The following is a 23,880-nucleotide window of genomic DNA, read 5'->3' as shown; positions in this document are numbered from 1 at the left end:
TGGGTTAGAAAGGTTGTGTTCCCGCTCCGACGCGGCGGCGAATCCTGCCGCCTTCGGGGAAACCCGTGGCTCGCGCTCGGCGGTCGCGTGTGCCGCGACTGCGGGGGTATCCGGCCGGGTTACGCGTTCTCGTCGTGCTCGCCGTCGACGCCGACCGCGGCGGCACCTTCGGCGGGTTCGTCCGACGTGACCTCGTCGAACCCCTCGTCGTCGACGTCGGCGTCTACCTCCTCGTCGGCCATGTCGGGTTCGGCGTGCTCGCCGGCCTCCGCCTCCAGTTCCTCTTCGGCCTCGGAGATGGCCTTCCCGGAGTAGTAGGTGAGCACGAGAAGCGCGAGGAACGTGACGCCGACGATGGTCAACTGTAGCGCCGTCGCCACCGGGTCCGTCCCGAACGGGTTGTAGAGGACGAACACGCCGATGAAGAACAGCATGATTCCGAGCGGAATCATGTTCACCGTGAGGTCCAGGAGCGTTTCCCGGTCGAACGTGCGTGATGCCATTGGGGGACGTTTGGAGACGGTCCCCAAGAGGCTATTGATTCGCCCCCGGGTCCGTGGCGACGGCCCCGCCGGCACCGCCCGCCGCGACGGCGATGACGCCCGCGGCGGCGATGGAGAAGCCGCGCAGGACGATGGAGTCGGCCGTCGAGGCGGCGGCGAGCCACGCGGTGCCGGCCGACAGTTGCGTCGAGACGACCCACAGGCCGAACACGACGAGCACGGCCCCGAGCCCGGCGAGCAGTCGCCACGGCCGTTCGGCGTACCCAGCCTCGGAGACGATGCCGGCGACGCTCCCGACGAACAGGAGCAGGCCCGCGACGGCGACCGGGTACAGCGCCATCACCACGCCCACCTCGCCGACCGCGAGGCCGAGCGCGACGAACAGCGGCCACGGACTGGCCTTCCGCGCGTCGCTGACCGCGGAAGCGTCGGCGTCTGCTGTCATCACCGGAACGTAGGGCCGGCGGGCCAAAGACCCGTCGGTCCCGGTGCGGGTCGGGAGGTTTATCGGCCCGACGGCCGCCCGGGCGTGTATGAAGGCGACCGCGAAAGCCCACCCCATCCAGGGGCTCGTGAAGTACCACGGGATGCGGGACTCCGAACTCCGCTACCCGTACCACGACTCCATCAGCGTCAGCACCGCGCCGGCACGCTCGAAGACGACCGCCGCGTTCGACTCCGCGCTCGACGACGACCGACTCGTCATCGATGGCGACGAAGTGACGGGTCGCGGCCGCGAGCGCGTCCTCTCGGTCGTCGACCACGTCCGCGAGCGTGCCGGCATCGACCACCGCGTCCGCTTCGAGTCGGAGAACGACTTCCCGACGAACATCGGCTTCGGCTCCTCGTCGTCGGGCTTTGCGGCGGCGGCGGTCGCGCTCTGCGAGGCGGCGGGGCTGGACCTCTCGCACCCCGAGATGTCGACGGTCGCCCGGCGCGGCTCCGCCTCCGCGGCGCGGGCGGTCACGGGGGCGTTCTCCCACCTGGAGACCGGCGTGAACGACGAGGACTGCCGCTCGCACCGCATCGAGACCGACCTCGAGGACGACCTGCGCGTCGTCGCCGCCGAAGTCCCCGCGTTCAAACACACCGAGCAGGCCCACGAGGAGGCCGAGGCCTCCCACATGTTCGAGGCACGGCTCGCGCACATCCACCAGCAGATTTCCGACATGCGTGAGGCGCTCCGGACGGCCGACTTCGACGCCGCCTTCGAACTCGCCGAGGAGGACTCGCTGTCGCTGGCGGCGACGACGATGACCGGCCCCGCCGCGTGGGTGTACTGGCAACCCGAGACGCTGGAGGTGTTCGAGCGGGTGCGGGAGTTGCGAAACGAGGAGGGCGTCCCCGTCTACTTCTCGACTGACACGGGCGCGTCGGTGTACGTCAACACCACCGCCGAACACGTCGACCGCGTCGAGGAAGCCATCTCGGAACTCGTGCCGACACGCGTGTGGGAAGTCGGGGGCCCCGCGCAGGTGCTCCCGGAGAGCGAGGCGCTGTTCTGAATCGGCGGCCCCGGCCGCCGCCCGAGGACTGAAACGACGCCGTGCCGTAGTTCGCCCATGCACGTCGCCGTACTCGGTGCGGGCTACGCGGGGGTCGCCGCGACTCGTCGACTGGAGCGGTCGCTCCCCGACGGGGCCGACATCACCCTCGTCGACGAGACGGACTACCATCTCGTCCAGCACGAACTCCACCGGGTGATTCGGCGGCCGGAACTGGCCGAGGTCATCCGGGTACCGCTCGACGAGGTGGTGGACCGTGCCGAGATAGTGACCGCCCGGGTCGAGTCGGTCGACGCCGCCGACGGCGTCGTCGCGTTCGACGGTCGCGAGCCGCTGAACTACGACTACGGGGTGGTGGCGCTGGGCGCAGTCACCGACTTCCACGGCCTCGCTGACGTGGAGACGCACGCGACGCCGCTGAAGCGGCTCGAACACGCCGAGCGCATCCGCGCCGAGTTCTTCGCGGACGAGGGGGGCCGCGTCGTCGTCGGGGGCGCGGGGCTCTCGGGGGTGCAGGTGGCGGGCGAACTGGCGGCGACGGCCGACGAGGAGGGGTTCGACGCCGACGTGGTGCTTCTGGAGCAGTTCGACAGCGTCGCGCCCGGCTTTCCGGCGCCGTTCAGCACGGCCGTCCGCGAGGCACTCGACGCCCGGGACGTGACCATCCGGACGGGCGTGACGGTCGACGGGGCCGACGCCGACGCCGTCACGCTGGCGTCGGGCGACGCGCTCGCGTACGACCAGTTCGTCTGGACCGGTGGCATCCGGGGGTCGCCGGCGATGGGCGGCCAGCGCCCGGAGACGCGCTCGGACCTCCGGGGCGAGAACGGCACCTTCCTCGTGGGAGACGCCGCCCGCGTGGTCGACGCCGGCGGCGAGGCGGTACCCGCCAGCGCCCAGACCGCCATCCGGGAGGCGCGGGTCGCCGCCGACAACGTGGCGGCGCTGGTCGCTCACGACCTCGACGACCCCGAAGGGTTCCCGCCGCGACTCGACCGCTACACGTTCGATTCGCCGGGGTGGGTGGTCTCGGTCGGCGACGGTGCCGTCGCTCAGGTCGGCCCGACCGTGCTCCGGGGACAGGCCGCCCGCGCCGCGAAAGCGACGATAGGTGCCGGGTATCTCGGGGGGATGGGCGCGGTCCGTGAGGCGGCGGCGCTCGTCCGCGAGGAGTTGTGAGTCAGACGTTCGGGATGCCGACCGCCGAGAACTCGGCGTAGCCGAGGTCTGCGAGCAACGCGAGCACGACCAGCGCGGCTATCCACGCCACCAGGGCGATGCCGCCGGCGGTGAGCCAGCCGGTGCCGTAGCGCCACTTGATGACGAGCAGGTACGCGAGGAAGGTGACGAGGGGGCCGAGAAGCGGCACCCCGCCGACCAGGCTACCGACCACGGCCCACACGACCGCGCCGATGCCGGCCGTCACGACGGCGTGGCCGTAGTTCCGCGACTGAGCCAGCAGTGCCGCCCCGACGTAGATGCCGATGCCACCGATGAACAGGCTGACGAGCAGGACGACGATGTTGTCGGCGAGCGCCATGTCCGGGGGGAGTCAGCGCGGCCGATAAAGCGTTGTGGCCCGCTACGTCGCGGCGACCAGTTCCCGAACCCGTCCCTCGTCGACCGGGTTCGCGGGGTCGTCGCCCCGCTTGAGGGCGGTGCCGACGATAACGCCGTCCGCGACGGCGAGGTAGTCGGCCACGGTGTCGGCGGTGACGCCGCTCCCGACGTACAGCGGCGCGTCTGCCGTCGCACAGACGGGTGCCGCCCGGTCGAGCACCGAGCGGTCGGTCGCTTCGCCCGTTCCCGGACCGGAGACGACGAGCGCGTCGGCGCGGCCCCGCTCCAGCGTCTCTCGCGCCTGGTCCTCGACGGGCCGGTCGGCCAGCGGTGCGGAGTGTTTGACGGCCACGTCCGCGAGAATCGAGACGTCGGCGTCGAGACGCTCGCGGAGTCGGAGCGTCTCGTGGGCCCGCCCCTCCACGATGCCCTGGTCGGTGACGCGGGCGCCGACGTGGACGTTCACGCGGACGAACGCGGCGCCGGCCGCGGCCGCGACGGACAGCGCCGCCTCGGCGTCGTTCCGGAGGACGTTGACGCCGACGGGCACGTCGACGGCGTCGGTCACCGCGCCCACCAGCGCGGTCATGTCGGCCACGACGTGTTTGGGCACCGACTCCGGGTAGAACGGCGCGTCGCCGAAGTTCTCGACGACGACGGCGTCGGCGCCGCCCGCCTCCAGCGCCCGTGCGTCTGCGCGAGCACGCTCCCGGATGGCCGCCCGGTCGCCGCCGTACTCGGGTGCGCCCGGAAGCGGCGGGAGATGGACCATCCCCGCGACGGTGAACTCCATGCCTGCTCTGGGCGTGGTCGCCACAAGAACGCGGCGGTCTGTCAGTTGAGCGCGTCCACCTCGTCGGTCAGGTCGCTCGCGTCGTCGACCGGGCCGTTGACGAACAGGCCGTGCCCGATGAGCGCAATCGCGACCAGACTACAGGCCGTCACCGCCGTCGGGAGCGCGACGGGCGTGAACGCCCCGATGCCTGCACCTGCGAGCATGCTCGCCAGGACCCCGCCCAGCAGGAGGTCGTAGTACTGCCAGGTGTAGTCCATGTGTCTGTGTAGCGCGTCGGTCACCAACAACCTTGCCTCGACCACTCACTCGATTTCGATGGCGTGGCCCTGGGTCGCTGGTTCGGCTTTCGGGACGGTTATCGTCAGCACGCCGTTCTTCATCGTCGCCTCGACGGCGTCGGCGTCGACCGATTCCGGGAGATGAATCTGCCGGCCAACCTGTCGGTGGCTCCGCTCGCGGCGCAGGTAGTGGTCGTTCGACTCCTCGGCCTCCTCGGAGCGCTCGGCTTCGATGTGTAGCGTGTGGTCCGTGACGCGGACGTCGACGTCGCTTTTCGTGTAGCCGGGGAGGTCGACCGTGACGCGGAACTCGTCGTCGTGTTCGACCAGGTCCAGACTCGGTGTGCGGCCGGTCAGCGACCAGTCGCCGAACTCCGACTGCCACGTGTCGGTCGTCTCGTCGAACTGCCGACTCATCCGGTCGAATATCTCGCTCAGTTCCTCGAACGGGTTGTATCGAGCCATGTACGAGCGACCCTCCGCGGCCGTCAGCCTTTGTTAGCCGCTCGGTATTCCCGGGTAGGGGTCCGTGGGGCGACCGTCCGGGGGTCGCCGACTCGACGGTAAGGTCGCGTTTCCGACGGGTACGTCGCTCGTACCGCCCGGCCGTGGCGTCGGCTCACGCCGCGGGAGCGCGGTCCCCCCGGGGACCGTCACCCCCGATGTCGGCGGCGAGCGCCTCGGCCCGCGCCTTCACCGCGCGGTTGACCGCCTCGAAGGTCGCCTCGGTGTCCGCGCCGGCGTACCACAGCACGGGCCGGACGAGCAGACCCCGGAACTGCTCGGACTGGACGAGCCGCGACCGGTCGCCGTCGAGCGGTTCGACGACGAACCGGTGTTCGCCGTCGAACAGGCCGGGCACAATCAGGTGGCCCAGCCACCGGAGTTCCCCGCCGTCCGCGCGGAGAATCTCCGGGCGGAACGTCGGCACGCGGTTCGCGTCGGGGCCGGGTGCGACTTCGAGGGTCGTCCCCGCGACTGCCTCGCCGTCGACGCGGGTGTAGCGGTTCCACTCCGGGTAGGCGTCGAAGTCGGTGAGGACGGCCCAGACCACGTCGGCGGGCGCGTCGATGTCGATAGCCGTCTCCAGTTCGTGCATACCGCTTGCTCGACGGCCGACAGCATCAACACCGCGTGAGCCGTGCTCGCTCGTGGCCCGCCAGCGACGGACGCCGCTCAGGCGTCGCCGAGCGAGACGAGATGCGCCTGTCCGGTCGCCTTCTCGACGTGGACGTTGTACCGCGTCCCGTCGGCGACCGCTTGCACCACGTACGCGCTCCGTTCGTCGTACGCGCCGGGTTCGACCTCGATTGACTCGTACTCGCGGGCCGCGAGCGCGTCGCGGGCGATGTCGCGGGCCGCCTCGGTGGACGTGACCCGCACCGAGTCGGTGCCGAGACTGACCGTCAACACGGGCACGTCCGCCTCCCGAACGATGCGCTCGCTGACGCTCCCGACGACGACCCGGCTGAACCCCTGACGGCCGTGGGTGCCCATCACCACGAGGTCGATGTCGTTCTCGTCGATGTACGAAAGCACCGCGTCGGTCACCTTCCCCTCCAGCAGTTCGGTTCGGATCGGAACGTCGGCGTCCGCGGCTTCCGACTCCGCCGCGGACAGCGCCTCCTCCGCGTCGGCTTTGCGTCGGTCGCGTGACCCGTCGCGCCCCAGCGGCCCGCGGTCGAGAACCGACACGGCGTATACGGTCGCGTCGTACTTCCCCGCGAGGTCGAGGCCTGTTCGAACGGCGCGCTCGGAGCCGGGCGTCCCGTCGGTCGGGACGAGAATCCTGTCGTACATGGACGGCGATACGCGCCCCCGGGGATAAGGCGTGTCGACTGTTCCCAGCGCCTGAGAACCCAGCCTCACAGCGAACCGTATGCGCCCGGATTCGATGTGGCTACGGAAGTGGTTGCCCGTACAGGAGAGTGGTCGCTACAGGCTCCGGTTCGACTATCGAACGAATCGACCTTTCAGGCGTGAGGCGGCCGAATTCGAGAGGTTCAATGTGGGATGTTCTGACGGATGTTGGGTGGGTATCAAATTCTTCCTGCGGTCGGAGTACGTCTACCGCCTCGCCCAACAGTTTTTGACCTGTGTGTGGTAATATCTCACATGGACAATTCGAACGCGTCCGCGTCTCCGCTTGAGTCAGCGGCTGGAACCGCTGGCATTCACGCGATTGAGGCGTTCAAACTATTGAGCGACGAGGTTCGATTGGCCATCCTGCTGGCATTGTGGGAGATCTGCGACCCCCATGCCGAGAACAACGCCATTTCTTTTTCACAACTGCTCGACCGTGTCGGCGTGCGCGACAGCGGAAATTTCAGCTACCACCTCAACAAGCTGGTCGGTCACTATGTCGAGGAGACCGACGATGGCTACCGACTCCGGAACTCCGGGCTCAAAATCGTCCGGGCAGTTATCGCGGGTTCGGGTCTCGAAACGCGCCGACTCCCGTCAACCGAAATCCCTCGATCCTGCTACCACTGTGGTGGCCCGGTAGAACTCAGTTACGAAGACGAACGACTCTATCAGATCTGTACCCAGTGCGAAGGGAATCTCGGCCCCGAGTCATCTGAACAGACGCCCGAGGGAACGCTCATCGTGTACGACGATTTCAATCCCGCCGGCCTGTCTCACCGGACGCCAGAGGAGGTCTTCGTAGCGGGGACGATCGAATACCTTCAAACGGTCAAGTTACTCATCAGGGGTGTCTGTCCGGAATGTTCCGGGCCGGTCCGGAAATCGCTGCAAATCTGCGAGTCCCACGACGCTCCAGTCGGGGAACTCTGTCCCAATTGTGGGACGTCGATACGTGGTGGCTGGAACGAAGCCCGGGTCAGGTACGCGTGCTCGGTCTGCAAGCACAGTGCGTCCTATCCGGCGTGGGTCGCTGTCTTCGACCACCCCGCAGTTGTCGCGTTTTACTACGAGCACGGATTCGACATGACCTACGGCCTTGACGACCCCGAGGTCTGTGGTCGGTTGTTTGATCGCCTTAAAAAGGAACAGACGGTGATCTCCAGAGATCCCGTTCGGATTCGCGTGACAGCCAAATGTGACAGAGCGGAGCTCTACCTGACCCTCGATGGGAGGCTCACTGTTGTAGACGTCTGCCGCGACGACTGCGAGTCCGATCAAGGCTCGGCGGGGGACGCGAACAAGCGGATTGCCAGCAATTCTTCTAGTGAGGTCACCTCCACAGACAGACCGGAGAGCGAGGATTCGGTCAGTCTTCCAGACACCGAGGACTGCCTACAGGCACTCCGACGCTCTCGATGGCCGAATGGAACTCGATGCCCGAACTGCAACAGTACGGATACGATCAAGAAAGGAACGACGAATAAGGACGCACAACGGTACAAGTGCCACGCCTGTGATCGCAAATTCAACGACCTGACGGGGACGCTCTTCGCCGACCATCAACTATCTATTCCGGAAATGGTCCATATCATCCGAGAGAGGAACACAACAGAGTTGACACAAATTGCCCGACAGCTCGATCGGTCCTACAAAGCCGTTCTGGAATTCGCTCATGAAGTTCGAGACAGGAGTACCGAGAGTTCCGAGTCGTCTGTCGTGGCAGCCGTAACGCGATCGAACTCAGCCGGACTATCGGCCTCCGTCACACAACGGGAGTGACCTGAAGTCCGGGCGAGTGCTCCGAGATCACTGACATCAGCTTACACCTGTTCTATCATTCGGTCACAGACGACGCCAAGTCAGCGACTAGTTTTCTTGGACTGGAACACGAGTTCACCCGAGGAGGCAGAACCAGGATATGAGAACCGATTTGCATCTCGTCCGAGTCCTGGTTTCTACATATAACTTGATAGAGCCTTCGGGCCGCCCCCCGGAGTCAACAGAAACCACACCGTGACCAGCAACGCGCCTGTGTCGGCGAGACACGACGTACAGGGCGAATCAGACAGACAGTGTACTTACTGAAACCTCGTACAGATTACACTTTTGCGCCGCTCAACAGTATCATTAGGTGGGTCATGAGGGTACAGTGCCGACCGGCGATGCCCGCTACGCGACCCCGTGGACGATGGGCGTTACAGCGTGCCACGTAGAACGTGACGCGGAAGCACAACCGACGACGGCCGATTACACAGAGAGTACGCATGGCAGAAACCACACCAGACCAAGGAGAACACACACCCGAAGAGGCCGAACCGAGCCCGGAACACATCATGCAGGTGGCGACGGGGTTTTGGGGAACGAAAGTGTTGGGTGCCGCCGTCGATCTCGAACTCTTCACCGCCCTCCCAGACGAGGGGCTTCGAGCCTCCGAGATCGAACGGGAACTCGGCTTGCACCCCCGAGCGACCAGAGATTTCCTCGACACGCTCGCATCGCTCGGATTCCTCGAACGTGACGGGGACGGCGACGATCCCCGGTACCGGAACACGCCGGAGACGGCGGCATTTCTGAACAATGACGATCCACGGTACATCGGTGGCGCGATCAACATCTTCAACCAGCAAACCTACGACGTATGGGGTGGTCTCGAAGAGAGTCTGCGGACAGGCGAACCACAGGGAGTCATCGACGAGACGGGCGAACCCCTGTGGGAGGAGATGTACGATGACCCCATGGAACTGGAGGCGTTCGCCGAGGGGATGGCCGGGCTGTCGAAGGGGAACTTCGTCGCGTTCGCCGAGCAGTTCGATTTCTCGGACTACGATACGATGACGGATGTTGGCGGTGCGCTCGCCGACCTATCTCGAATCGTGGCCCAACGCGAACCCCACCTTTCGATTACCACGACGGATCTGCCGGAGGTAACTGAACTGGCCAGCGAGCGCATCCAGGCCGATGGCCTTGAGGATCGGATCGACGCCGTAAGCAGTGACTACAACGAGGACCCGATACCCGACGCGGATCTGGTGACAGCGAGTTTGATCCTGCATCAGGAGAACCTGGAAACGAAGAAGACGCTCATGGAGAAATTCTACGACGCTGTCAACCCGGGAGGAACCTTCGTCGCTATCGACCACATCATCGACGATGAGCGCCGGGCGAATACCGTGGGCCTGATGATGTCGCTAAATATGCTCGTCTACTACGGTGACGCCTTCGACTACACCGGACAACAGTTCGTGTCGTGGGCGGAGGATGCAGGCTTCGAGGACGTTCAGGTTCAGCATTTGAATGGGCCGGCGAGTATGGGAATTGCACACAAACGTTGAGTCCAGACTCGATAGTCAGCACGCCATCTCCGTTGGAATACGATGAGTTCGAAGCTCAATCGGCGATTGATTTTCCGAACCGCTACCAGTTTGGACGTACGCGAATCCCACCGATGGGCCACCCAGCGTTCGGCTATCGAACGAAAGCACCCTACCCAGTCGTTCGACTGATTATCAGCGAGCCGCCGGGCGATTATCCCGTCGAAAATTTATGGGCGCTGCAGGAACCCTGTCCACCCCGTAACAACCTAGTATCAATCAGCAGGCTGGTCCAGAATCCACCCCCTCCCGACTGGGATTTGCTGGACCAACCATGGACGACCTCGAACCAATCGCGCCCGACGAAGCACTCGCACTGTATATCAAACACCGTGAACGTGAAGTGGCTCAATCGACGCTTCGCTCCCACAAATCCCGCCTTGGACACTTCGTCCGTTGGTGTGAACAAGAAAAGGAGCTCACGAATCTCAACGAACTCACCGGTCGCCTGCTCCACGAGTTCCGGCTATGGCGACGAAGCCACGATGGGGAAATCAAACCCGTCACCGAAAAAACCCAGATGGATACGCTCCGCGTGTTCATCCGGTTCCTAGAGACCGTCGACGCAGTCAAGCCCGACCTCAGCGAGAAGGTTCTCTCACCAGAGCTTGATGCCGACGAAAACGTCCGGGATGACCGGCTTACGCCGGAACAAGCCGAAGCCATCCTGACTCATCTGGGAAAATTCGAGTACGCCTCGCGAGCTCACGTGGTGCTTACGCTCCAGTGGCACACGATGCTCCGCCGTGGAGCAGTCCGCACACTCGATTTGTCTGACTACCACCCAGAAGAACAGTCGCTGGAAATTCGCCATCGACCACAGACGGACACGCCAATCAAAAACAAAATGAAGGGAGAGCGATTCGTCGCGCTCTCTTCCGAAGTCTGCAGCCTGCTTGATGACTGGATTGACAATCAGCGGCCAGATGTTGTTGATGAATTCGGACGAGAGCCACTCATCGCAACTTCACACGGTCGAATGCATACTACTACGCCGACGACGATTGTGTACAACTGGTCGCGACCGTGTAGAATTGGGCTTTCCTGTCCCCTCAATCGAGACCCGGAAGAATGCGAAGCTGCGGAGTACGTCCACGCGTCGAAGTGTCCTGAGAGCGTGTCATCGCACGCTGTTCGCCGAGGTGCGATAACGCATCATCTCAGCTCAGACGTTCCGGTTGAGGTCGTCTCAGCCCGTGCGAACGTCAACCCAGATACTCTCGACAAACACTACGACCGGCGGGATGAGAAAACGAAGATGGAACAGCGGAGAAAATATCTCAACAATATATAATTCAAATCACACAATAACCGTAAGTTGGTATTCACAACTTTTTCACTACTCCTGCGGTATCCGGCAGTGCTCGTAGGATGTCTGGCTACCCGTCTCTCTGGACCGTTCTACTGGAAACTTGTAAGAAGTTATCTACCCGTCTAGAAGGCCATCTAAGTCGTCGGCGGTCAGCGAATTATGTTCCTCAAGATACGATTCAACATCTTCAACGGTGTCCAAATCTGTAATCATATCAAGTTTCTGTTGAGCTTGCTGGCTGAATTTTCCCAGTTCGCCTTGGTCATATTCGTGGTCTTCGTCAACGTAGAGAACATAAATTATATGATAGTTAGTATTGCCCTCGGGGATGAACGTGACTACTTTTGCGTATACACGGCCCGCTTCGCTGAATTTGATTATATCTAAGTTTCCGATTTGTTCGTAAACATACCCGTCAGGCGGCGCAGTTTCCTTCGCGATATTCCTGAGTTTCGTTAGTAAGTTCCTCTGTTCGGAAGCACTCAGACTAGCGAGGTGGTTAGGGAACCTCCCGTCAAATATAATGTGCGTCTCTTCAGACCCACCTAGAGGAATATGCGCCACACAGCTTCAAGAGGCGGTAATACGACTTAAAAGTTTAAAATTTGAGAACGGCTTCGATTTCGTCCTTGCTAGCGGTGTTGCCCTCTGCAAGGTTATCAATCGCTTCGAGAACCTCTACCGGTACAGAGGGCTCATCGTCTCCCTCTGACTGAGCGGGTTCCCGAGCGAATTCAGTCGACATACGAGCAGTTAAGAGATTCATCGCTATAAATCTACTCCCTCGCTACCAGCTCCGAAAGTGGATGTCTGGAAACCATCGATGAGGGTCATTGTGATTTCAGTCAGACTATCAACTACTGTCGGAAGATTCAGCTTCCGCTATCTGCTGTTTCGTGCCCTCTGTGGAATTATTTGATGGAAAGGCCTCTATGCGCCATATTTCTGGTTTTGTTGGTGTGCCATCTTTATCAACCTCATCCGGGCCTCCATCTTTTCTTGCTTGGTCCGGAAGTCGTAGTGCCGGTCGAGAATCTTCTCGGACACGTCGCACCTCTCTGAGAGTACCATCTTTGGAATCGCATCCTTGAGACTGGCCGTGATATACCCTTTCCGAACCGGATGGGTGCTCAGACTGTCTGGGCACTTGAATGCCCAGTTATTTCTCTTTGCGGCATCGCACTCACGCGGGTCTCTACCGTAGGGACACTCCATACCGATAGCGCAGGGACGCGTCCACGCGTAGAAGTACGTGCGAATGGTCGACTTCGAAACTCGCCCATGCGTGGTCGTAAGCAGCGGGCTTCGACCGTGCTCATCTGTCTGGTCCACCCGCTTATCATCAAGGTAGTCATCCAGAACGTTACAAATGCCCAGAGTAATACTGACATCGCGTTCACCCTCCTCACCATTCTTCAGTGTCGTTCCCGTCTTCGGTCGGTGTCTCAGTTTCAGATACCCACCGTCCCTCTGAGACACGTAGTCCGACACGTCAAGCGAATGAATTCCGCCCAATCGTGCTCCACTTTCTGCGTAGAGAAGCCAGATAACGTGGTGAAGACTCGCATACTCGTACCGAGCAAGCCAATCAAGTATTTGCTTCGCAGTGTCTGAATCGAGAATCTCATCTCGAACCTCGTCACTTCGGCTGACCTTCGGTATGAGGACGTACTCGTGTAGACCGGGATTGACGAATTCCCACTGCTCACACCGCTTGATGAACACTCGAAGAATCTTCTGCTGCGTTTCTTCGGACTTAGGTCGTAGTTTCTTCACCTTCGTCGGCGCTTTCTCTCGCCTCCAGACGCGGTAATCTGCGAGGTCGTTGCCCGTCAATTCACTTATGTCATCGATTCCTCTCACCTCCTCACACCAGGCGACAAAGTGATTGTACAAGGCAGAACGGTGGGTGGCTTCAGTACCGGCCTTCAAATTTCGAGTCTGGAAGTATTTGTCCACAGCCTCCTGCGGAGTCTTCGATGTGAGTGAAGGATTCAGTTGGTCCGACATCGTGTCCGAGAACATCTGCATCATCTCTTCCGCAGACAGGTCGGAGACCTTCGGAGAGGTGTCGTCAGCAGCACTCATTTGTGATTCACCTCGCGGAAGGAAGACGGCATTTCACAGAGGTTTATGCTCGGGTCAATCACAGCCGATTCATTCGTTTTCATTACTCCTACAAACGGTCGAATGCAGTATAAGTGTGGCTACTTTTGGAATTTCTAAAGTAGAAGGCTCTATATACTAGAATCAAATTGGACTGAAAAAGTAGAAGAAGTTAAATAGCCAAAATTTAGCACTTCTGTGCCTCATGGCCAGATTTTGACTGCTCGCGCGGTCCGAGAATAATGGGTGATTTTGCGTCGGGTTTCTTCCCAATACGCCGCTCTATATTCTGGCCTATATTAGACGTTTGTCCAATCACTCTCCGAATCTATTTCGGTGGAGACATACCCTGCAAAAGACCGACCTCTTACCCAAGAAGCTCGACCGATGACGACGACGGCCTCTGTAAGCATATTGAACACGTCTTAACGACCCAGGATTGTATCAAGTATAACCCCGACCTCAACGCCGAGCACGTACGCGAGCTCAAAGAGTTCACGCGAGCACGACGGAAGGAACTCTACGACGAGATTCTCGCCGCTCAGTAGTCCTCCCACGATTGCGATTGCTCTATGAGTTCTCCTTTCTTCACGCTCTGCCATAGTTCGTCTTCTTCTTCGACTGTTTCGGGCGCGTGCTCGTCACACCACGCGTATATCTCGGGTTCGACCGGGGTAACGAGGGACTCATACTGTATCTTTGCTCCGTCGTCGCCGACGACTGCGCCGCACTCGATACACTGGAGTTCGTCGGGCCACTCTATCTCGGGTTCGTCGCTCATAGTCTTACCAAGGGGTTTGCCGATTTTAGACGGTTCGCCGACTGCGACGCGGGCCGCCGCGTCGACTGGGCGCTTCGCCCACCGCCCTCAGAACAGGCTTTCCTTCGACGGAGTGCGTTCAAGCCGTTGCACCAAGCGGCGCTCAAACACTCGTCGGTGAAAAGCTACTATTCGGTCTCTGTTGAAATTCCCCGTGGGTGATAGATTTCAACGACCGTGCTACATACAGAGGGTAGGTCCATCAAAGGAACCGTTCATCCGCCTGTTTGGATTTGATTGTTGACTTCGATGCGTTGAGCCAGCCTGTGTCTACATCAGCTGGAACATCGAAGTCAGGGACGAACGGTTTGATATCTAGCAACGGTGTCTCATCAACGACATCAATTCCTCGGACAGTCACTTCGGGGCTTGTGATTGAAGCAATTTCAACAACAGAGAGACCAATTTGATTCGGGCGCTGTGGTGCTCGCGTAGCAAAGACACCTCTTTTTTCGTTATCAAGAAACGGTTCAACCTGCAACGAAGCGGTGTCAGCAGCTGCGTGAAAATGATACAGCAAGATACAGTGGGAAAACCCGCTTAGGTCCTGTAACCCATCGGCGTATGACTCCCTTACCTCGACAGTTCCTTCTACGGTATCCGCTCCAGCTGGTTGAATCGGCATCCCTTCCGGCGATTCAAAAGGTGTCCGAATTACCCCAATTGACTCGTACTGGTACTGGTCATTTGGCATATTATTCCGTCAGTCATCGAATGAGAAATCAGTGTCGTGACCGATATGCGCCCTGTATCTCGCACGTCTGATTTGTCATCCGACGAATGTTGTCAACTGAAGTCCTTCGTAGCGCAGTGGCTTGGTATCCCCAAGGAGAAGGTTGTTCCGGCAGAGTTCAGGGAAGCGAACTCGCGGAAGTACACGCCTATGATAGCGGTCACGTTCGACACCAGACTACGTTCTATCGAGATTGGATGGGTGGAGGCTTCGTGCGTGGACCTCGAAGACAACGAACCGAACATCCCGAAAGACGGAGCTACGAAGAACGAGGCACGGAACTGCATCATCAAGGGCCGGATGGTGGATACCCTGAAACGCTGACTTGGTGAACGGGCGTCGATGGGTAAGTACGACGACGGCGACGAGTTGTGGCTAGCGCAGAAATCGTCGCCATACAGTTCCAAACCGTACAACGCTCTCCCTCACCAGATAATCGAGAGCGATGACGTTCCGATTCCTGAGCATACTGAAATCTCGTGGTGCTCTATTCGGTATGGGGTGGCAACATATTGGGCCAACCACGGTGGCCCGCACCACGCGAAAGAGCAATTGCGCCACAAGGGCCTGAATGCGACAATGAAGTACCTTCACTCGGACGCGAAAACACGGAATAGCACCGCAGAGCAAATCTGGTAACGGGATTTCCACCTGAACATTTTATCCCGTTCGCTCGTACCCGCTCGCATGAGCTTCAGTTCAACGTGGCAGAACTTACTCGACAATCTTGATGAACTGCCCTCGGAGGCAACCCTCATCACCCCACTCTCGCGGAAAGCCTTCGGTGTGACCGATATTCAGGAACATCGAGTGCTGATTCAGTACCGCGACGACGACGATACCATTCCACTCCAGAAAGACCAGTTCGAGACACTGTACCGTCGTATCCAAGACGCCCACGGCGGGTTCGACCTTGACCGGCTCCCACCGGATGCCGAACCCTACGCGACCGTACTGTCCCTTCACCCACGCTTCGAGGTAGACGACCGAGAGGGAACGCTAACCGAGTCGGAGACGCTAACAGGCTCGCCGTTGGTGGAAGCCCGAGGGGATGTTGACGACACTAGCGAAGAGCGCCAAGAGCCGGATTTGGACCTATATGCGGACACTCTGTTGGTCATTGACGCGCTCGAACGCCACGACGTGGCCACGCTCGAAGATGTGGAAACCCCCGGCCTCGTGAATCTGTACACCCTGTTGTCGGACGTACAGCGCAACGCGAACGACCTTCGTCAAGACGTGCGGAGCGTGCTTCTTGACCGACTCCATCACGACCAGTAGGTATCCGGTCGGTTCGGGTCGGTTCAGCGGACGAGTCGTCGAAACCGTTCGCTCAAAGACGACGAGGTGGTGCTGAACGCTTTCGAGGCGGCAGGGATTGAGCGCGAACGACTGACTACTGTCGATTCGGGCAAGGTGGACGAAGCGCTTGATGTAACTGAACTCTCCGAGAGCGACGTGTACGAAATCGAAGAGAGCGAGTACGTCCGAAAGGCCGACGTGGACGAAGATGAGAAGGAGACACGCTTACAAGGGCTGAAAGACCAACTCGCGGCCACCGAAGGCGAGGAAGCGGACGAACTCCGCGAAGAAATCGAAGAACTCGAAGAGCGCATATCGGAACTGACCGAGTTCAGAAGCGGAAGGTCGTTCCACGAGTCGGCTACTGGTGGTTGATTACCGTCTTCGTCCGGACTGTTTCCGAGATACAGAATTAACCAACAAGAGAATAGTTATCCAGTCGCTCATTGGTTAAATTGAATTACTATCCGTCGAAGCTCTAATTAGCGCACAGCGTAGGCGTCTACTCGTCAGTTGTGTCGATACCGAGCGTCTTGTTCAGCCCGCAGAAGCAGGTGGTCGCGTTGAACCCAAACCCGAACGCTCCAACGAGAGCCAGCAGGCCAGTCTTGCGCTTGCCCTTCCGGAGCGTGCTTATGGCTACGATGGTCAACAGGGCGGCGAGTAGTGCGCGGGCGAGTCGGTCGCGTCCACCGACATTCTTTTCTCCCATATTCGAATCGTAGGATGCGTCGGGCTTGTATCTTCTCTCACGGAACGGAAGCGACACGTCTCACCCGGCTGTCGGCAGTTCCACGACGAAGACCGACCTTTCGAGGTCGTTGCCTTTGACCCACACGTCGCCACCGTAATTCGTGACGCCAAGGCCGAAGGAAGCCGAGGCTTTCAGCCTGAACAGTGACACGACTCGCTTTCTCCGCTAAAACGAACGCGATTGTTCGGGGCGACAGCCCGCGCTCGTCGGGGATACAGAAGGTGATAGACGCGGGTGCGTGATGTGCTTCGGTAATTCGTTTGGTGGCGATACTCTCGGAATCGACTACCACTCGCCTCTTGATTCAACAGCGAGGTCGCATTTGTCTGCCAGTCGTTGTATATGGCGCTTCTTGTCACGCTTATTGAAACTCGTGAACAGATAGTAGCCGTTTGTCAACTCACGATATGTTCTCATATCGCGTTCACCGTCGGGATGAACTGGCTGGTTATTGATTAGGGCGTTTTTATTTCCGGGGACATACGGTAGTGGTTCGACACGCGAAATCAGGTCGTGATTCTGAATGAGATAGTCTACAGCGTTAGCCATTACGTCGCTCTGGTTGTCACCATCAAGAACAACGAGGGTACTTTCGTCCCCCTGTATCTCGATAACATACTCTCCGTCTACATCTGAAGCCTCTACCTTTTCCGGCGTTTCACCGAGCGAACCAGCGATTTCTCGCTTCGACTTCTTCCCGTCGGCGTCAATCTCCGACTCAATATCTGCGACGAGCCGGTCAATCATTTCCTTCGCCTGTGTTTCCGCGAGCGACGAGATAGAATCAGAAACCTCGTCCGCCAATACGTTCGAGAGTTCGACTGCCAAGTCGTCCTTATCGGCTTCGAGGGTTCGCCGGGCTTCCCGTAGTTCATTGATTCGACCAAGGATTTTGCCGGACTCACCGGACTCGATAGCGTCTTTCTCGTAGGCCTTGAGAACAGCGAGGCGGTTAGGTAGGTCTTCAAGGGATACGTTGCCCACCTTCTGAACGTCCACGTTCGAGGCGTCTACACGGCGCTGAAAGAAGCGGTACTGCTTCCCGTTCGTTAGAACCCCGTAGTTGACGTTCTTGTTCATCATATAGGACGAGAGTTGTTCGTCGTGGTCGGCAGTCAGGGCTGTGTCCGCGCCTTTGGCTTCAAGAAACGCGACCGGTGTTCCATCGAGAATCAGGGCATAGTCTACCTTGTAGGTCTGCCCGAACGCTTCAACGGAGTATTCGAGTTGGGTGTTCTCGGGGATTTGCCAGTCGAGAAGGTCTAAAAAATCACGGAGAACAGCGGCCTTCGTGTTAGCCTCGTCCATTTGCGGAGAAGATTCGAGAACGGCGTCAGATTGTTCGATGTACTCCCTCACAGCGTCCCTATTCATCTTGTCATGTCACGTCACAGCGGCGGCTTATCAAACCCTGCGAACGAATCTCGGAGAAAGCGGATGTCAGTCGTAGTAACTCACACGCTTGACGACCTCGGCAAAAGCAACATTCTCTCTCACGTCGGTAATCTCGACGGTGACGCGCTCGCCCTGTTCGGTGTCGGGAACAATAACGACGAAACCGCGCTCGACCCGGGTAATACCGTCGCCTTGGTCGCCAATATCTTCGATTTCGACGGTACGCTGTTCGCCCTCTTCGACTGGTGGCTTCGGTGCCCCGCGCACGCGCTCTGGTTCTGTCTCGGTGTCGTTGATTTCGCCGTCGGATGGTGATGGGAGAACAGCCACACGATATATCTCGCCCTGCTGAAGGTCGCCAAGTCGAACTTCTTGTTCGGGGACTTCGACAACGTAGGAGTCGCCCCGCTCTTCGACGGTAGTAGAGAACAGACAGCGAAGTCGGTCGGAAATTTCCATTTGTAGCGTCTTGAACGAGATACACGACGGAGAACACTTGACTCTGCTGTCTCCGCTACTCCGGCGCGACGACCTCGCTACACGCCGGACACTCCGCCCAAACGCCCTCGGTGCCGTCGTCCTTCTCATAATCAATAAGACGCCACGCCGTAGAGATGCGCTCGCCGCAATTCGGACAGCGACCGAGTATCTGCGTGTCGTCGGGCATGGGAAGGGATGGAAGGAGCGTGTGACAGTGTTCCTTCCAATCGAAATTTAATCATCTTCGAACGTAAGCCTTTGGTGGGTTTGCGGGTCGAGCACACCGGATTTCTGGTGAATAGGGGCCTCCAGTAAGATTAACTCATAGCCACCGGTATCTCAAAATCCATGGGTGTCCGCGCGGTACTCGCTCGGCTATTCTCCGGTGACGATACAGAGGTCGTCGTGGAGTGCCGCCAGTGTGGCGCGAATCTCTCTGCGGACGCGGATGAATGTCCGGACTGTGGGTCGGACGAGATAGGACGTTATCGGATTTCGGGGTAGACAGGTGTGGGACTCGTCAGTCAATGCCTTCCATCAGGCGAGCCTGTGCAACAGCGGGGGCTCCTTTTCTCGTCTTGTGCCGCGCCAGCCATATCGATTACTTCCTCTCGGTTGGCAGGTATGCGAATCTCATTCAGGTTCTGTTCGTCGCTCATACGCTTACCAAACTGCGTGCGGTCTCCTTGAGGGGGGTGTGTCCAAGGGAAAGAGTCGTTCCGGGTTCCTATAGGCTATCGAAGCCTCTCACCAAGGCTATGGATTATACCCCGCCGAAGGCTGGGACACCATGCTTCCGCACCCTTTGCCGTCGATACACCTTTGCAATTTTCTTAACGATATTCCAATATGAACCGCATTAACCAGACCGAGGAAACGCGCCAATTCGTCGGCGCGATTCTCGAAGAGGACGGGCGAGCGGATACCGCGGCAATTCGGCGACGAACGGACTTGACTGAAGGCCAGTTACACCATCAGTTCCGAAAGTTGGAGCGTCATAGCATCATCGAGATTGAGCGGTCAGAGATTCCGTCGCAGTCGGGGTCAAGGATGAAAATCGCGGTTATCCCTGAGGATAAACTCCGAGAAGCGAAGTCGCTTGTCTCGCACGACCGGCAACCGGAGCGGACAAAAGTGGACGTGGTGGAGCTCGCAGAGAAACTCGACGAGTTACAAGCGACAATTGAGGAAACTCACGAGTACGTGAGCACGAATCTCTATCGGCGGATGGAGGAGAACACAAAGCGGTTAGAAGCGTTAGAAGCGCGTGAAGGAACTCACGAATAGGCTATTCGATTTTTGAAAACCACGGCAGCTGCTGGCTGTGTATCGAGTGCATTCAGATGCTCCCCCAAGCACCCTAACCAATCGAAATTCACTGTATTATGGTCTGAAACGGCTGTTTCAAGAGGAATGTATATAGTCGGATACAGCTTCTGATATAGCATGGCAACTGAATCGGGTAATGGAGAACAGGAGGTTGTTGAGGTCGTTGTCGCAGAATACGATGACCTGACATTCAACGAAATTCTTGAACTGGAAACCCTCGCATTCCATTACCATTCAGCGGAAGAGTGGAATACCTTCAGCACACAATTCGAAGAACTCGACAAGGAACGGGAAGAGATTATCCGTTGGACGGGGCTCACAAACTGGGAACATGCCATAGAGCGGGTCAAAGATTACGTCAAAGGCGAGTTGGAACCGCTAATTGAGATTGGTCTCACGAAATGGGAAGAGCAAGCTCTCGATGATGCGAAAATAGCGATTAACGATGCGATTCGCGACCTCAAAAGCGTTGAGGAGTTTGACCCTGTTGTCGACGATTTGTTCGATGCCCTGTACACCCTCGAACAGCTACGAAACCGCGCTGAGCATTACGGTCGCTCGTAGAGCCGGACTCTTACCCACCCCTACTGAACTTACACCGGTGAAGATGGATTCGTTCGAGGATACAGCGTGAGCTGGTCTTTACGCCGCAGGATAGGCACCGATAGAATTCTGCTTCCTCGTGTCGATGCCAAAGAACCCCGTCTGTCAATAGCTCGGACCGAACGGTCATGTTGTCATAGACTCTCGACGAGAATATTGGTATTCTTCCGTCAGAATTGGCTGAGAACTAAAATTGCTGATTCATATACTCAGCAACATTAGAATCCATGAGAAGAATGGATTTCATAGAGCAGCATTGGGAGAGTGTGCTGGACTACCTTGTGACGACCGGCGAGTTCCGCTTGGCTGACTTCCCCTACAGTACGGACGAAGAAGCGAAGGTACTGACCGTTCTCGGGGATATGGAAGCCTCTGGCTTTCTCGAAGGCACTACTGGTGGAGAGCTCGTCTGGAAGGCAGGCCCGAAGGTAACGAAGCTAATGAATCTGAGTGAAGAGAGGCTGGAACGACTCCGTTGAGGACATGAAGACAATAACGCCGGACCTAGACACCGCGCTGACTGCCCTGCCACCGGGGAAGCACGAGAGTAGCCAGCTTGAATATCTCGTCAAATAGGTTTCTCACTCGAAACCGCGTTGTTCGATTTCAAAGAGATACCGAGAAAGGAATTCGAGGAGCCTCAGGAAGCAGTAGCAGAGTCTGCTACTTTCAGTCCGCTGTATGCAGATTTGAAAGCCGTCTCAACGTGGTACGTGTGTGGTGGGGAGAGGAAGACCGATAGGCGAAATTAGGTCGGTCATCGATTGACCATTATCGTTTCAATCCCAGTTGGGCCGAATTTCTCAGCCCAGCGGGTTTTCTGTAACAGGTTCCAGAAAGGGATTCCGCATTTTCAATCCCATGTGGGTTGGCGGTCCAACCCGGGTGTTTCTGTAACTACTTCTGGAACTGCCTAACGGCACAACAAGGTAGGCTTCGCCCGAATATATACTTTCCTAGTCATTTAGTTGTCCCAGAATACCGTAAAGAGGGCCATACAGTCGTTTACCCAATCGTTCCTGACCCCCTCACTTGCTCACTACAGAGGAGATATTCACTACGCATTGCGAGCACTTCGTCATGTGGCTCAGCATCGAATACCTCGCTTTCGAAAACCAGCGGCACAAATTCTCACTCGGGTTCAACAGGGTTGAATACAGTTGTCTCATCAATCCGTTCTACAGTAACGGTCATATTCTTTATGAGTTTAGTCGTAGATGTCGCAGTATAGCTTGCATAAAGAAAATACGTCACAGTACATCCTGAATCGCAATCGTTCGCACCTGACCTCGGTTTGAAGCTGAGCCTCACGTTGTATTCTCTTGTTTCTGGCTCAAAACGATTATCCAGAACAGTCACCTCCTCACAACCGATTGTACCATTTAATCCGACACCTAAGAGGTATCGTCCTCGTCCTGCTTCAACCAGTGTTACGAACTCATCCTCTGAAGAGTCGCAGGCAGTTCGGGTGAACTGCTGGTCTCCACTGTAATACTCAGAACTGAATGTTTTTTCGACCATCTCCGGAGTCTCATCAGGCGAGGCTTGTGGCGTTACTTCTGGATTTGATGTGGAGTTCTGTGAAGGAGTTGTTGTAGAGTTCTGTGAATTTCCGCTCGGGTTTGCGGTACCAGTCGGTTCAGGTTCACCTGTACATCCACTGAGTAGTGCAACACCTCCAAGACCCCCAAGTCTTAGCAGCGTTCGTCTTCGCATATCATACCTGATTCTCATTTAGGTATGATAAGTATGGACTCCCACCCGCTCTGAATGTAGCCCCCATATCTCCTCGCTGAGAGTCCTGTACTCCGAGCTCAAGGACAACTGCTGACATAGTGAGAGAGTGACGCCGCCGTGCCCTACAACGCACTTCCCCGAGTAATCAAGAAGCTTTACCACCCGAACCGTATGTTAGAGTGAGCAGTGCCGGCCGGGTTTCACGGACGGTTGTCCTCTATGAGGTGGTCCTTCCACTGTACAATCGCACGAGTGTACGTCCGACCGAAGATTTGTCCACAGCCGAGACAGACCCAGTAGCCAGATGGTTCTTCACGGAGTTGTGGTTTCTTGTCCTGTTCTTCTGGGCAATACCGAGGCATACCAACAAGACGTGGAGAGATTGCAAAGGAGCATCCCCGGCACGTGCGCTTGATGAGAGTGCTTCATATAATCATACACATAAAATTGGGATGGTCGAGATGGATATCTCAGGTTCAATCGGCCAGCCTGAACGGTGCTTCATCGAGAGGCCAGTAAACTATCTCGTCGAAGCTGAACTCGCGTTCGAGTCGAAGCAAATTCTTGATGACCAGTTTCTGTCCGCTCGTCTCACAGGAAGTCACGATTCAAGAAGTCAGTGGGGACGTATCTGTTGTACTGACACTGCCGGTCTAACCAGTTTACAGCGGAAACCCGGAGTCGAGTTCTCTAAAAGCGAGGGGTGTGTCAAGCGTTATGAACCGTAGTCTACCCAGTGTCGTCTCGCATAGGCCAAGCCGTCCTCAACCTGGAAGACTTCTAATTCGAATCCCTCAGTTATCTCGTTGACAGGGTATCCAGCGTCGCTACTGGCAGAAGGATTGAATACCGAGAGTGGAAACGTAACCGACTACACGCTTACCGATTTCCCGTACAGATGCCAAAAGTCTCGTTCCGAGTCGAAACAAACGATGTTGAGGAGAGGATTAGTCGGCAAACCCGAAGCATCCCTAGTGTGGTCATTAGATACTTGTAAACATAATTCTTGATATGAAATATATCATATTTCTTTGTAGTCCCATCATACAGTACAATAGCGCTCATTCACTCCCTGTATAGTGTTTTGAGGCTAATCCATTCTGAGGGAATGTATATGTACCATGGTCCCGACATGGTTAATATGAACCGAACGTCGGTTGAGGTGACGAAAGAAACTGCGGAGAATTTGAGGGAGGCACGCGACCGTGTCTCTCCGTCTCTCAGTCTGAAAGCGTATCTCGACCTACTCGCACAACGCGAGCTACAGAAGGAAGAGCAGGAGCTCTTTCTCAGATAAAAGCCGTTTGGGAAGAGTGCTGGAACACTCTTCGTAAACTCGCAGCCCACTGGTGATGGTCTGTATTGGGAGCTACACATACTGTACGTCGTGCAGTATCTAATAGATTCCGCCACTCCGACCCAGTTGCTGC

The 23,880-nt window shown here is 58.0% G+C and carries 29 protein-coding genes and 1 pseudogene; 11 read left to right on the top strand and 19 right to left on the bottom strand.

Features of this window, described 5'->3' with window-relative positions; all coding sequences use genetic code 11:
- Positions 1–119: 119 nt before the first annotated feature.
- Positions 120–503: a DUF6684 family protein gene (locus NL112_RS18980; protein WP_255150416.1), complete on the bottom strand. Its 384-nt coding sequence runs from the start codon at positions 501–503 to the stop codon at positions 120–122.
- Positions 504–534: 31 nt separating this feature from the next.
- Complete coding sequence (locus tag NL112_RS18975; protein WP_255150415.1) at positions 535–948, bottom strand: DUF7541 family protein; 414 nt, start codon at positions 946–948, stop codon at positions 535–537.
- Between the two features lie 88 nt (positions 949–1,036).
- Here NL112_RS18975 and mvaD point away from each other — a divergent pair, with 88 nt between their 5' ends.
- Both mvaD and NL112_RS18965 read left to right on the top strand, forming a co-directional pair.
- Positions 1,037–2,008: a phosphomevalonate decarboxylase MvaD gene (mvaD, locus tag NL112_RS18970; protein WP_255150414.1), complete on the top strand. Its 972-nt coding sequence runs from the start codon at positions 1,037–1,039 to the stop codon at positions 2,006–2,008.
- 57 nt (positions 2,009–2,065) lie between these two features.
- On the top strand, positions 2,066–3,187 hold the full coding sequence (locus NL112_RS18965) for an NAD(P)/FAD-dependent oxidoreductase (RefSeq protein ID WP_255150413.1): 1,122 nt from the start codon (positions 2,066–2,068) through the stop codon (positions 3,185–3,187).
- Between the two features lies 1 nt (position 3,188).
- On the opposite strand, the gene NL112_RS18960 is transcribed toward NL112_RS18965, so the two are convergent.
- The 6 genes from NL112_RS18960 to NL112_RS18935 form a co-directional block, all read right to left on the bottom strand.
- Entirely contained in the window at positions 3,189–3,548 is a 360-nt protein-coding gene (locus tag NL112_RS18960) for a hypothetical protein (protein ID WP_255150412.1), read from the bottom strand.
- A gap of 42 nt (positions 3,549–3,590) precedes the next feature.
- Positions 3,591–4,361, bottom strand: coding sequence for a BtpA/SgcQ family protein (locus NL112_RS18955; protein ID WP_255150411.1), 771 nt, complete (start codon positions 4,359–4,361; stop codon positions 3,591–3,593).
- 41 nt (positions 4,362–4,402) lie between these two features.
- Complete coding sequence (locus NL112_RS18950; protein ID WP_255150410.1) at positions 4,403–4,621, bottom strand: DUF8015 family protein; 219 nt, start codon at positions 4,619–4,621, stop codon at positions 4,403–4,405.
- Positions 4,622–4,666: 45 nt separating this feature from the next.
- Positions 4,667–5,107, bottom strand: a complete 441-nt coding sequence (locus NL112_RS18945) for an Hsp20/alpha crystallin family protein (RefSeq protein WP_255150409.1) — start codon at positions 5,105–5,107, stop codon at positions 4,667–4,669.
- A gap of 154 nt (positions 5,108–5,261) precedes the next feature.
- Positions 5,262–5,741 (bottom strand): SRPBCC domain-containing protein, encoded by a 480-nt coding sequence (locus tag NL112_RS18940; RefSeq protein ID WP_255150408.1) that lies wholly within the window; start codon positions 5,739–5,741, stop codon positions 5,262–5,264.
- Positions 5,742–5,818: 77 nt separating this feature from the next.
- On the bottom strand, positions 5,819–6,442 hold the full coding sequence (locus NL112_RS18935) for a universal stress protein (RefSeq protein ID WP_255150407.1): 624 nt from the start codon (positions 6,440–6,442) through the stop codon (positions 5,819–5,821).
- A gap of 315 nt (positions 6,443–6,757) precedes the next feature.
- Here NL112_RS18935 and NL112_RS22980 point away from each other — a divergent pair, with 315 nt between their 5' ends.
- From NL112_RS22980 to NL112_RS18915, 3 genes are all read left to right on the top strand, one after another.
- Entirely contained in the window at positions 6,758–8,287 is a 1,530-nt protein-coding gene (locus tag NL112_RS22980) for a DUF7351 domain-containing protein (RefSeq protein ID WP_434084190.1), read from the top strand.
- A gap of 485 nt (positions 8,288–8,772) precedes the next feature.
- Complete coding sequence (locus NL112_RS18920; protein ID WP_255150406.1) at positions 8,773–9,840, top strand: acetylserotonin O-methyltransferase; 1,068 nt, start codon at positions 8,773–8,775, stop codon at positions 9,838–9,840.
- 313 nt (positions 9,841–10,153) lie between these two features.
- The gene (locus NL112_RS18915) at positions 10,154–11,173 is read left to right on the top strand and encodes a tyrosine-type recombinase/integrase (RefSeq protein WP_255150405.1); all 1,020 of its coding nucleotides are present in this window, start codon (positions 10,154–10,156) and stop codon (positions 11,171–11,173) included.
- A 132-nt stretch (positions 11,174–11,305) separates the two neighbouring features.
- Here NL112_RS18915 and NL112_RS18910 read toward each other — a convergent pair whose 3' ends face one another.
- The 5 genes from NL112_RS18910 to tsaA all read right to left on the bottom strand — a co-directional run bounded on the left by NL112_RS18910 (position 11,306) and on the right by tsaA (position 14,811).
- Entirely contained in the window at positions 11,306–11,755 is a 450-nt protein-coding gene (locus NL112_RS18910) for a hypothetical protein (protein ID WP_255150404.1), read from the bottom strand.
- 34 nt (positions 11,756–11,789) lie between these two features.
- Positions 11,790–11,936: a hypothetical protein gene (locus NL112_RS18905; protein WP_255150403.1), complete on the bottom strand. Its 147-nt coding sequence runs from the start codon at positions 11,934–11,936 to the stop codon at positions 11,790–11,792.
- Positions 11,937–12,121: 185 nt separating this feature from the next.
- Positions 12,122–13,279, bottom strand: a complete 1,158-nt coding sequence (locus tag NL112_RS18900) for a tyrosine-type recombinase/integrase (protein WP_255150402.1) — start codon at positions 13,277–13,279, stop codon at positions 12,122–12,124.
- Between the two features lie 559 nt (positions 13,280–13,838).
- Positions 13,839–14,078 (bottom strand): hypothetical protein, encoded by a 240-nt coding sequence (locus tag NL112_RS18895; RefSeq protein ID WP_255150401.1) that lies wholly within the window; start codon positions 14,076–14,078, stop codon positions 13,839–13,841.
- Between the two features lie 241 nt (positions 14,079–14,319).
- Positions 14,320–14,811 carry a tRNA (N6-threonylcarbamoyladenosine(37)-N6)-methyltransferase TrmO gene (gene tsaA, locus NL112_RS18890; protein WP_255150400.1) on the bottom strand — a complete coding sequence of 164 codons (492 nt, stop codon included), beginning with the start codon at positions 14,809–14,811 and terminating at the stop codon, positions 14,320–14,322.
- 72 nt (positions 14,812–14,883) lie between these two features.
- Between tsaA and NL112_RS18885 the strand changes: the two genes are divergently transcribed.
- Both NL112_RS18885 and NL112_RS18880 read left to right on the top strand, forming a co-directional pair.
- Positions 14,884–15,174 (top strand): hypothetical protein, encoded by a 291-nt coding sequence (locus NL112_RS18885; RefSeq protein ID WP_255150399.1) that lies wholly within the window; start codon positions 14,884–14,886, stop codon positions 15,172–15,174.
- Positions 15,175–15,537: 363 nt separating this feature from the next.
- Positions 15,538–16,527: pseudogene (locus NL112_RS18880) on the top strand (DUF7983 family protein).
- 127 nt (positions 16,528–16,654) lie between these two features.
- Here the strand turns inward: NL112_RS18880 and NL112_RS18875 are convergent.
- From NL112_RS18875 to NL112_RS18855, 5 genes are all read right to left on the bottom strand, one after another.
- On the bottom strand, positions 16,655–16,864 hold the full coding sequence (locus tag NL112_RS18875) for a YgaP-like transmembrane domain (protein WP_255150398.1): 210 nt from the start codon (positions 16,862–16,864) through the stop codon (positions 16,655–16,657).
- 60 nt (positions 16,865–16,924) lie between these two features.
- Positions 16,925–17,056, bottom strand: a complete 132-nt coding sequence (locus NL112_RS18870; RefSeq protein ID WP_255150397.1) for a hypothetical protein — start codon at positions 17,054–17,056, stop codon at positions 16,925–16,927.
- A gap of 135 nt (positions 17,057–17,191) precedes the next feature.
- Entirely contained in the window at positions 17,192–18,280 is a 1,089-nt protein-coding gene (locus NL112_RS18865) for a type I restriction enzyme HsdR N-terminal domain-containing protein (RefSeq protein ID WP_255150396.1), read from the bottom strand.
- 66 nt (positions 18,281–18,346) lie between these two features.
- Positions 18,347–18,760, bottom strand: coding sequence for a TRAM domain-containing protein (locus tag NL112_RS18860; protein WP_255150395.1), 414 nt, complete (start codon positions 18,758–18,760; stop codon positions 18,347–18,349).
- Between the two features lie 55 nt (positions 18,761–18,815).
- A complete protein-coding gene (locus NL112_RS18855; RefSeq protein ID WP_255150394.1) occupies positions 18,816–18,968 on the bottom strand; it encodes a DUF7837 family putative zinc-binding protein in 153 nt (50 codons plus the stop codon).
- Positions 18,969–19,630: 662 nt separating this feature from the next.
- Here NL112_RS18855 and NL112_RS18850 point away from each other — a divergent pair.
- From NL112_RS18850 to NL112_RS18840, 3 genes are all read left to right on the top strand, one after another.
- Positions 19,631–20,068, top strand: a complete 438-nt coding sequence (locus tag NL112_RS18850; protein ID WP_255150393.1) for a hypothetical protein — start codon at positions 19,631–19,633, stop codon at positions 20,066–20,068.
- 159 nt (positions 20,069–20,227) lie between these two features.
- Positions 20,228–20,674: a hypothetical protein gene (locus NL112_RS18845; protein WP_255150392.1), complete on the top strand. Its 447-nt coding sequence runs from the start codon at positions 20,228–20,230 to the stop codon at positions 20,672–20,674.
- Between the two features lie 275 nt (positions 20,675–20,949).
- On the top strand, positions 20,950–21,192 hold the full coding sequence (locus tag NL112_RS18840) for a hypothetical protein (RefSeq protein ID WP_255150391.1): 243 nt from the start codon (positions 20,950–20,952) through the stop codon (positions 21,190–21,192).
- Between the two features lie 652 nt (positions 21,193–21,844).
- Here NL112_RS18840 and NL112_RS18835 read toward each other — a convergent pair.
- Complete coding sequence (locus NL112_RS18835) at positions 21,845–22,429, bottom strand: hypothetical protein (RefSeq protein WP_255150390.1); 585 nt, start codon at positions 22,427–22,429, stop codon at positions 21,845–21,847.
- A 1,162-nt stretch (positions 22,430–23,591) separates the two neighbouring features.
- Here NL112_RS18835 and NL112_RS18830 point away from each other — a divergent pair.
- Positions 23,592–23,747, top strand: coding sequence for a hypothetical protein (locus tag NL112_RS18830; protein ID WP_255150389.1), 156 nt, complete (start codon positions 23,592–23,594; stop codon positions 23,745–23,747).
- The last annotated feature ends 133 nt before the right edge of the window (positions 23,748–23,880 follow it).

Origin of the sequence: Halorarius halobius (genome assembly GCF_024298865.1) — an archaeon.
GTDB lineage: Archaea > Halobacteriota > Halobacteria > Halobacteriales > Haloarculaceae > Halorarius > Halorarius halobius.
This window is presented reverse-complemented; position numbering and strand designations above follow the sequence as displayed.

Bases quoted from the DNA above. Each gene is read 5' to 3' on its own strand.
- tsaA (WP_255150400.1), bottom strand. From the start codon at position 14,811: ATGCCAAATGACCAGTACCAGTACGAGTCAATTGGGGTAATTCGGACA.
- NL112_RS18895 (WP_255150401.1), bottom strand. From the start codon at position 14,078: ATGAGCGACGAACCCGAGATAGAGTGGCCCGACGAACTCCAGTGTATC.
- NL112_RS18950 (WP_255150410.1), bottom strand. From the start codon at position 4,621: ATGGACTACACCTGGCAGTACTACGACCTCCTGCTGGGCGGGGTCCTG.
- NL112_RS18935 (WP_255150407.1), bottom strand. From the start codon at position 6,442: ATGTACGACAGGATTCTCGTCCCGACCGACGGGACGCCCGGCTCCGAG.
- mvaD (WP_255150414.1), top strand. From the start codon at position 1,037: ATGAAGGCGACCGCGAAAGCCCACCCCATCCAGGGGCTCGTGAAGTAC.
- NL112_RS18830 (WP_255150389.1), top strand. From the start codon at position 23,592: ATGAACCGAACGTCGGTTGAGGTGACGAAAGAAACTGCGGAGAATTTG.
- NL112_RS18845 (WP_255150392.1), top strand. From the start codon at position 20,228: ATGGCAACTGAATCGGGTAATGGAGAACAGGAGGTTGTTGAGGTCGTT.
- NL112_RS18865 (WP_255150396.1), bottom strand. From the start codon at position 18,280: ATGAATAGGGACGCTGTGAGGGAGTACATCGAACAATCTGACGCCGTT.
- NL112_RS18945 (WP_255150409.1), bottom strand. From the start codon at position 5,107: ATGGCTCGATACAACCCGTTCGAGGAACTGAGCGAGATATTCGACCGG.
- NL112_RS18955 (WP_255150411.1), bottom strand. From the start codon at position 4,361: ATGGAGTTCACCGTCGCGGGGATGGTCCATCTCCCGCCGCTTCCGGGC.
- NL112_RS18975 (WP_255150415.1), bottom strand. From the start codon at position 948: ATGACAGCAGACGCCGACGCTTCCGCGGTCAGCGACGCGCGGAAGGCC.
- NL112_RS18855 (WP_255150394.1), bottom strand. From the start codon at position 18,968: ATGCCCGACGACACGCAGATACTCGGTCGCTGTCCGAATTGCGGCGAG.
- NL112_RS18940 (WP_255150408.1), bottom strand. From the start codon at position 5,741: ATGCACGAACTGGAGACGGCTATCGACATCGACGCGCCCGCCGACGTG.
- NL112_RS22980 (WP_434084190.1), top strand. From the start codon at position 6,758: ATGGACAATTCGAACGCGTCCGCGTCTCCGCTTGAGTCAGCGGCTGGA.
- NL112_RS18980 (WP_255150416.1), bottom strand. From the start codon at position 503: ATGGCATCACGCACGTTCGACCGGGAAACGCTCCTGGACCTCACGGTG.
- NL112_RS18835 (WP_255150390.1), bottom strand. From the start codon at position 22,429: ATGCGAAGACGAACGCTGCTAAGACTTGGGGGTCTTGGAGGTGTTGCA.
- NL112_RS18900 (WP_255150402.1), bottom strand. From the start codon at position 13,279: ATGAGTGCTGCTGACGACACCTCTCCGAAGGTCTCCGACCTGTCTGCG.
- NL112_RS18850 (WP_255150393.1), top strand. From the start codon at position 19,631: ATGAACCGCATTAACCAGACCGAGGAAACGCGCCAATTCGTCGGCGCG.
- NL112_RS18875 (WP_255150398.1), bottom strand. From the start codon at position 16,864: ATGGGAGAAAAGAATGTCGGTGGACGCGACCGACTCGCCCGCGCACTA.
- NL112_RS18915 (WP_255150405.1), top strand. From the start codon at position 10,154: ATGGACGACCTCGAACCAATCGCGCCCGACGAAGCACTCGCACTGTAT.
- NL112_RS18840 (WP_255150391.1), top strand. From the start codon at position 20,950: ATGGATTTCATAGAGCAGCATTGGGAGAGTGTGCTGGACTACCTTGTG.
- NL112_RS18960 (WP_255150412.1), bottom strand. From the start codon at position 3,548: ATGGCGCTCGCCGACAACATCGTCGTCCTGCTCGTCAGCCTGTTCATC.
- NL112_RS18860 (WP_255150395.1), bottom strand. From the start codon at position 18,760: ATGGAAATTTCCGACCGACTTCGCTGTCTGTTCTCTACTACCGTCGAA.
- NL112_RS18905 (WP_255150403.1), bottom strand. From the start codon at position 11,936: ATGTCGACTGAATTCGCTCGGGAACCCGCTCAGTCAGAGGGAGACGAT.
- NL112_RS18965 (WP_255150413.1), top strand. From the start codon at position 2,066: ATGCACGTCGCCGTACTCGGTGCGGGCTACGCGGGGGTCGCCGCGACT.
- NL112_RS18920 (WP_255150406.1), top strand. From the start codon at position 8,773: ATGGCAGAAACCACACCAGACCAAGGAGAACACACACCCGAAGAGGCC.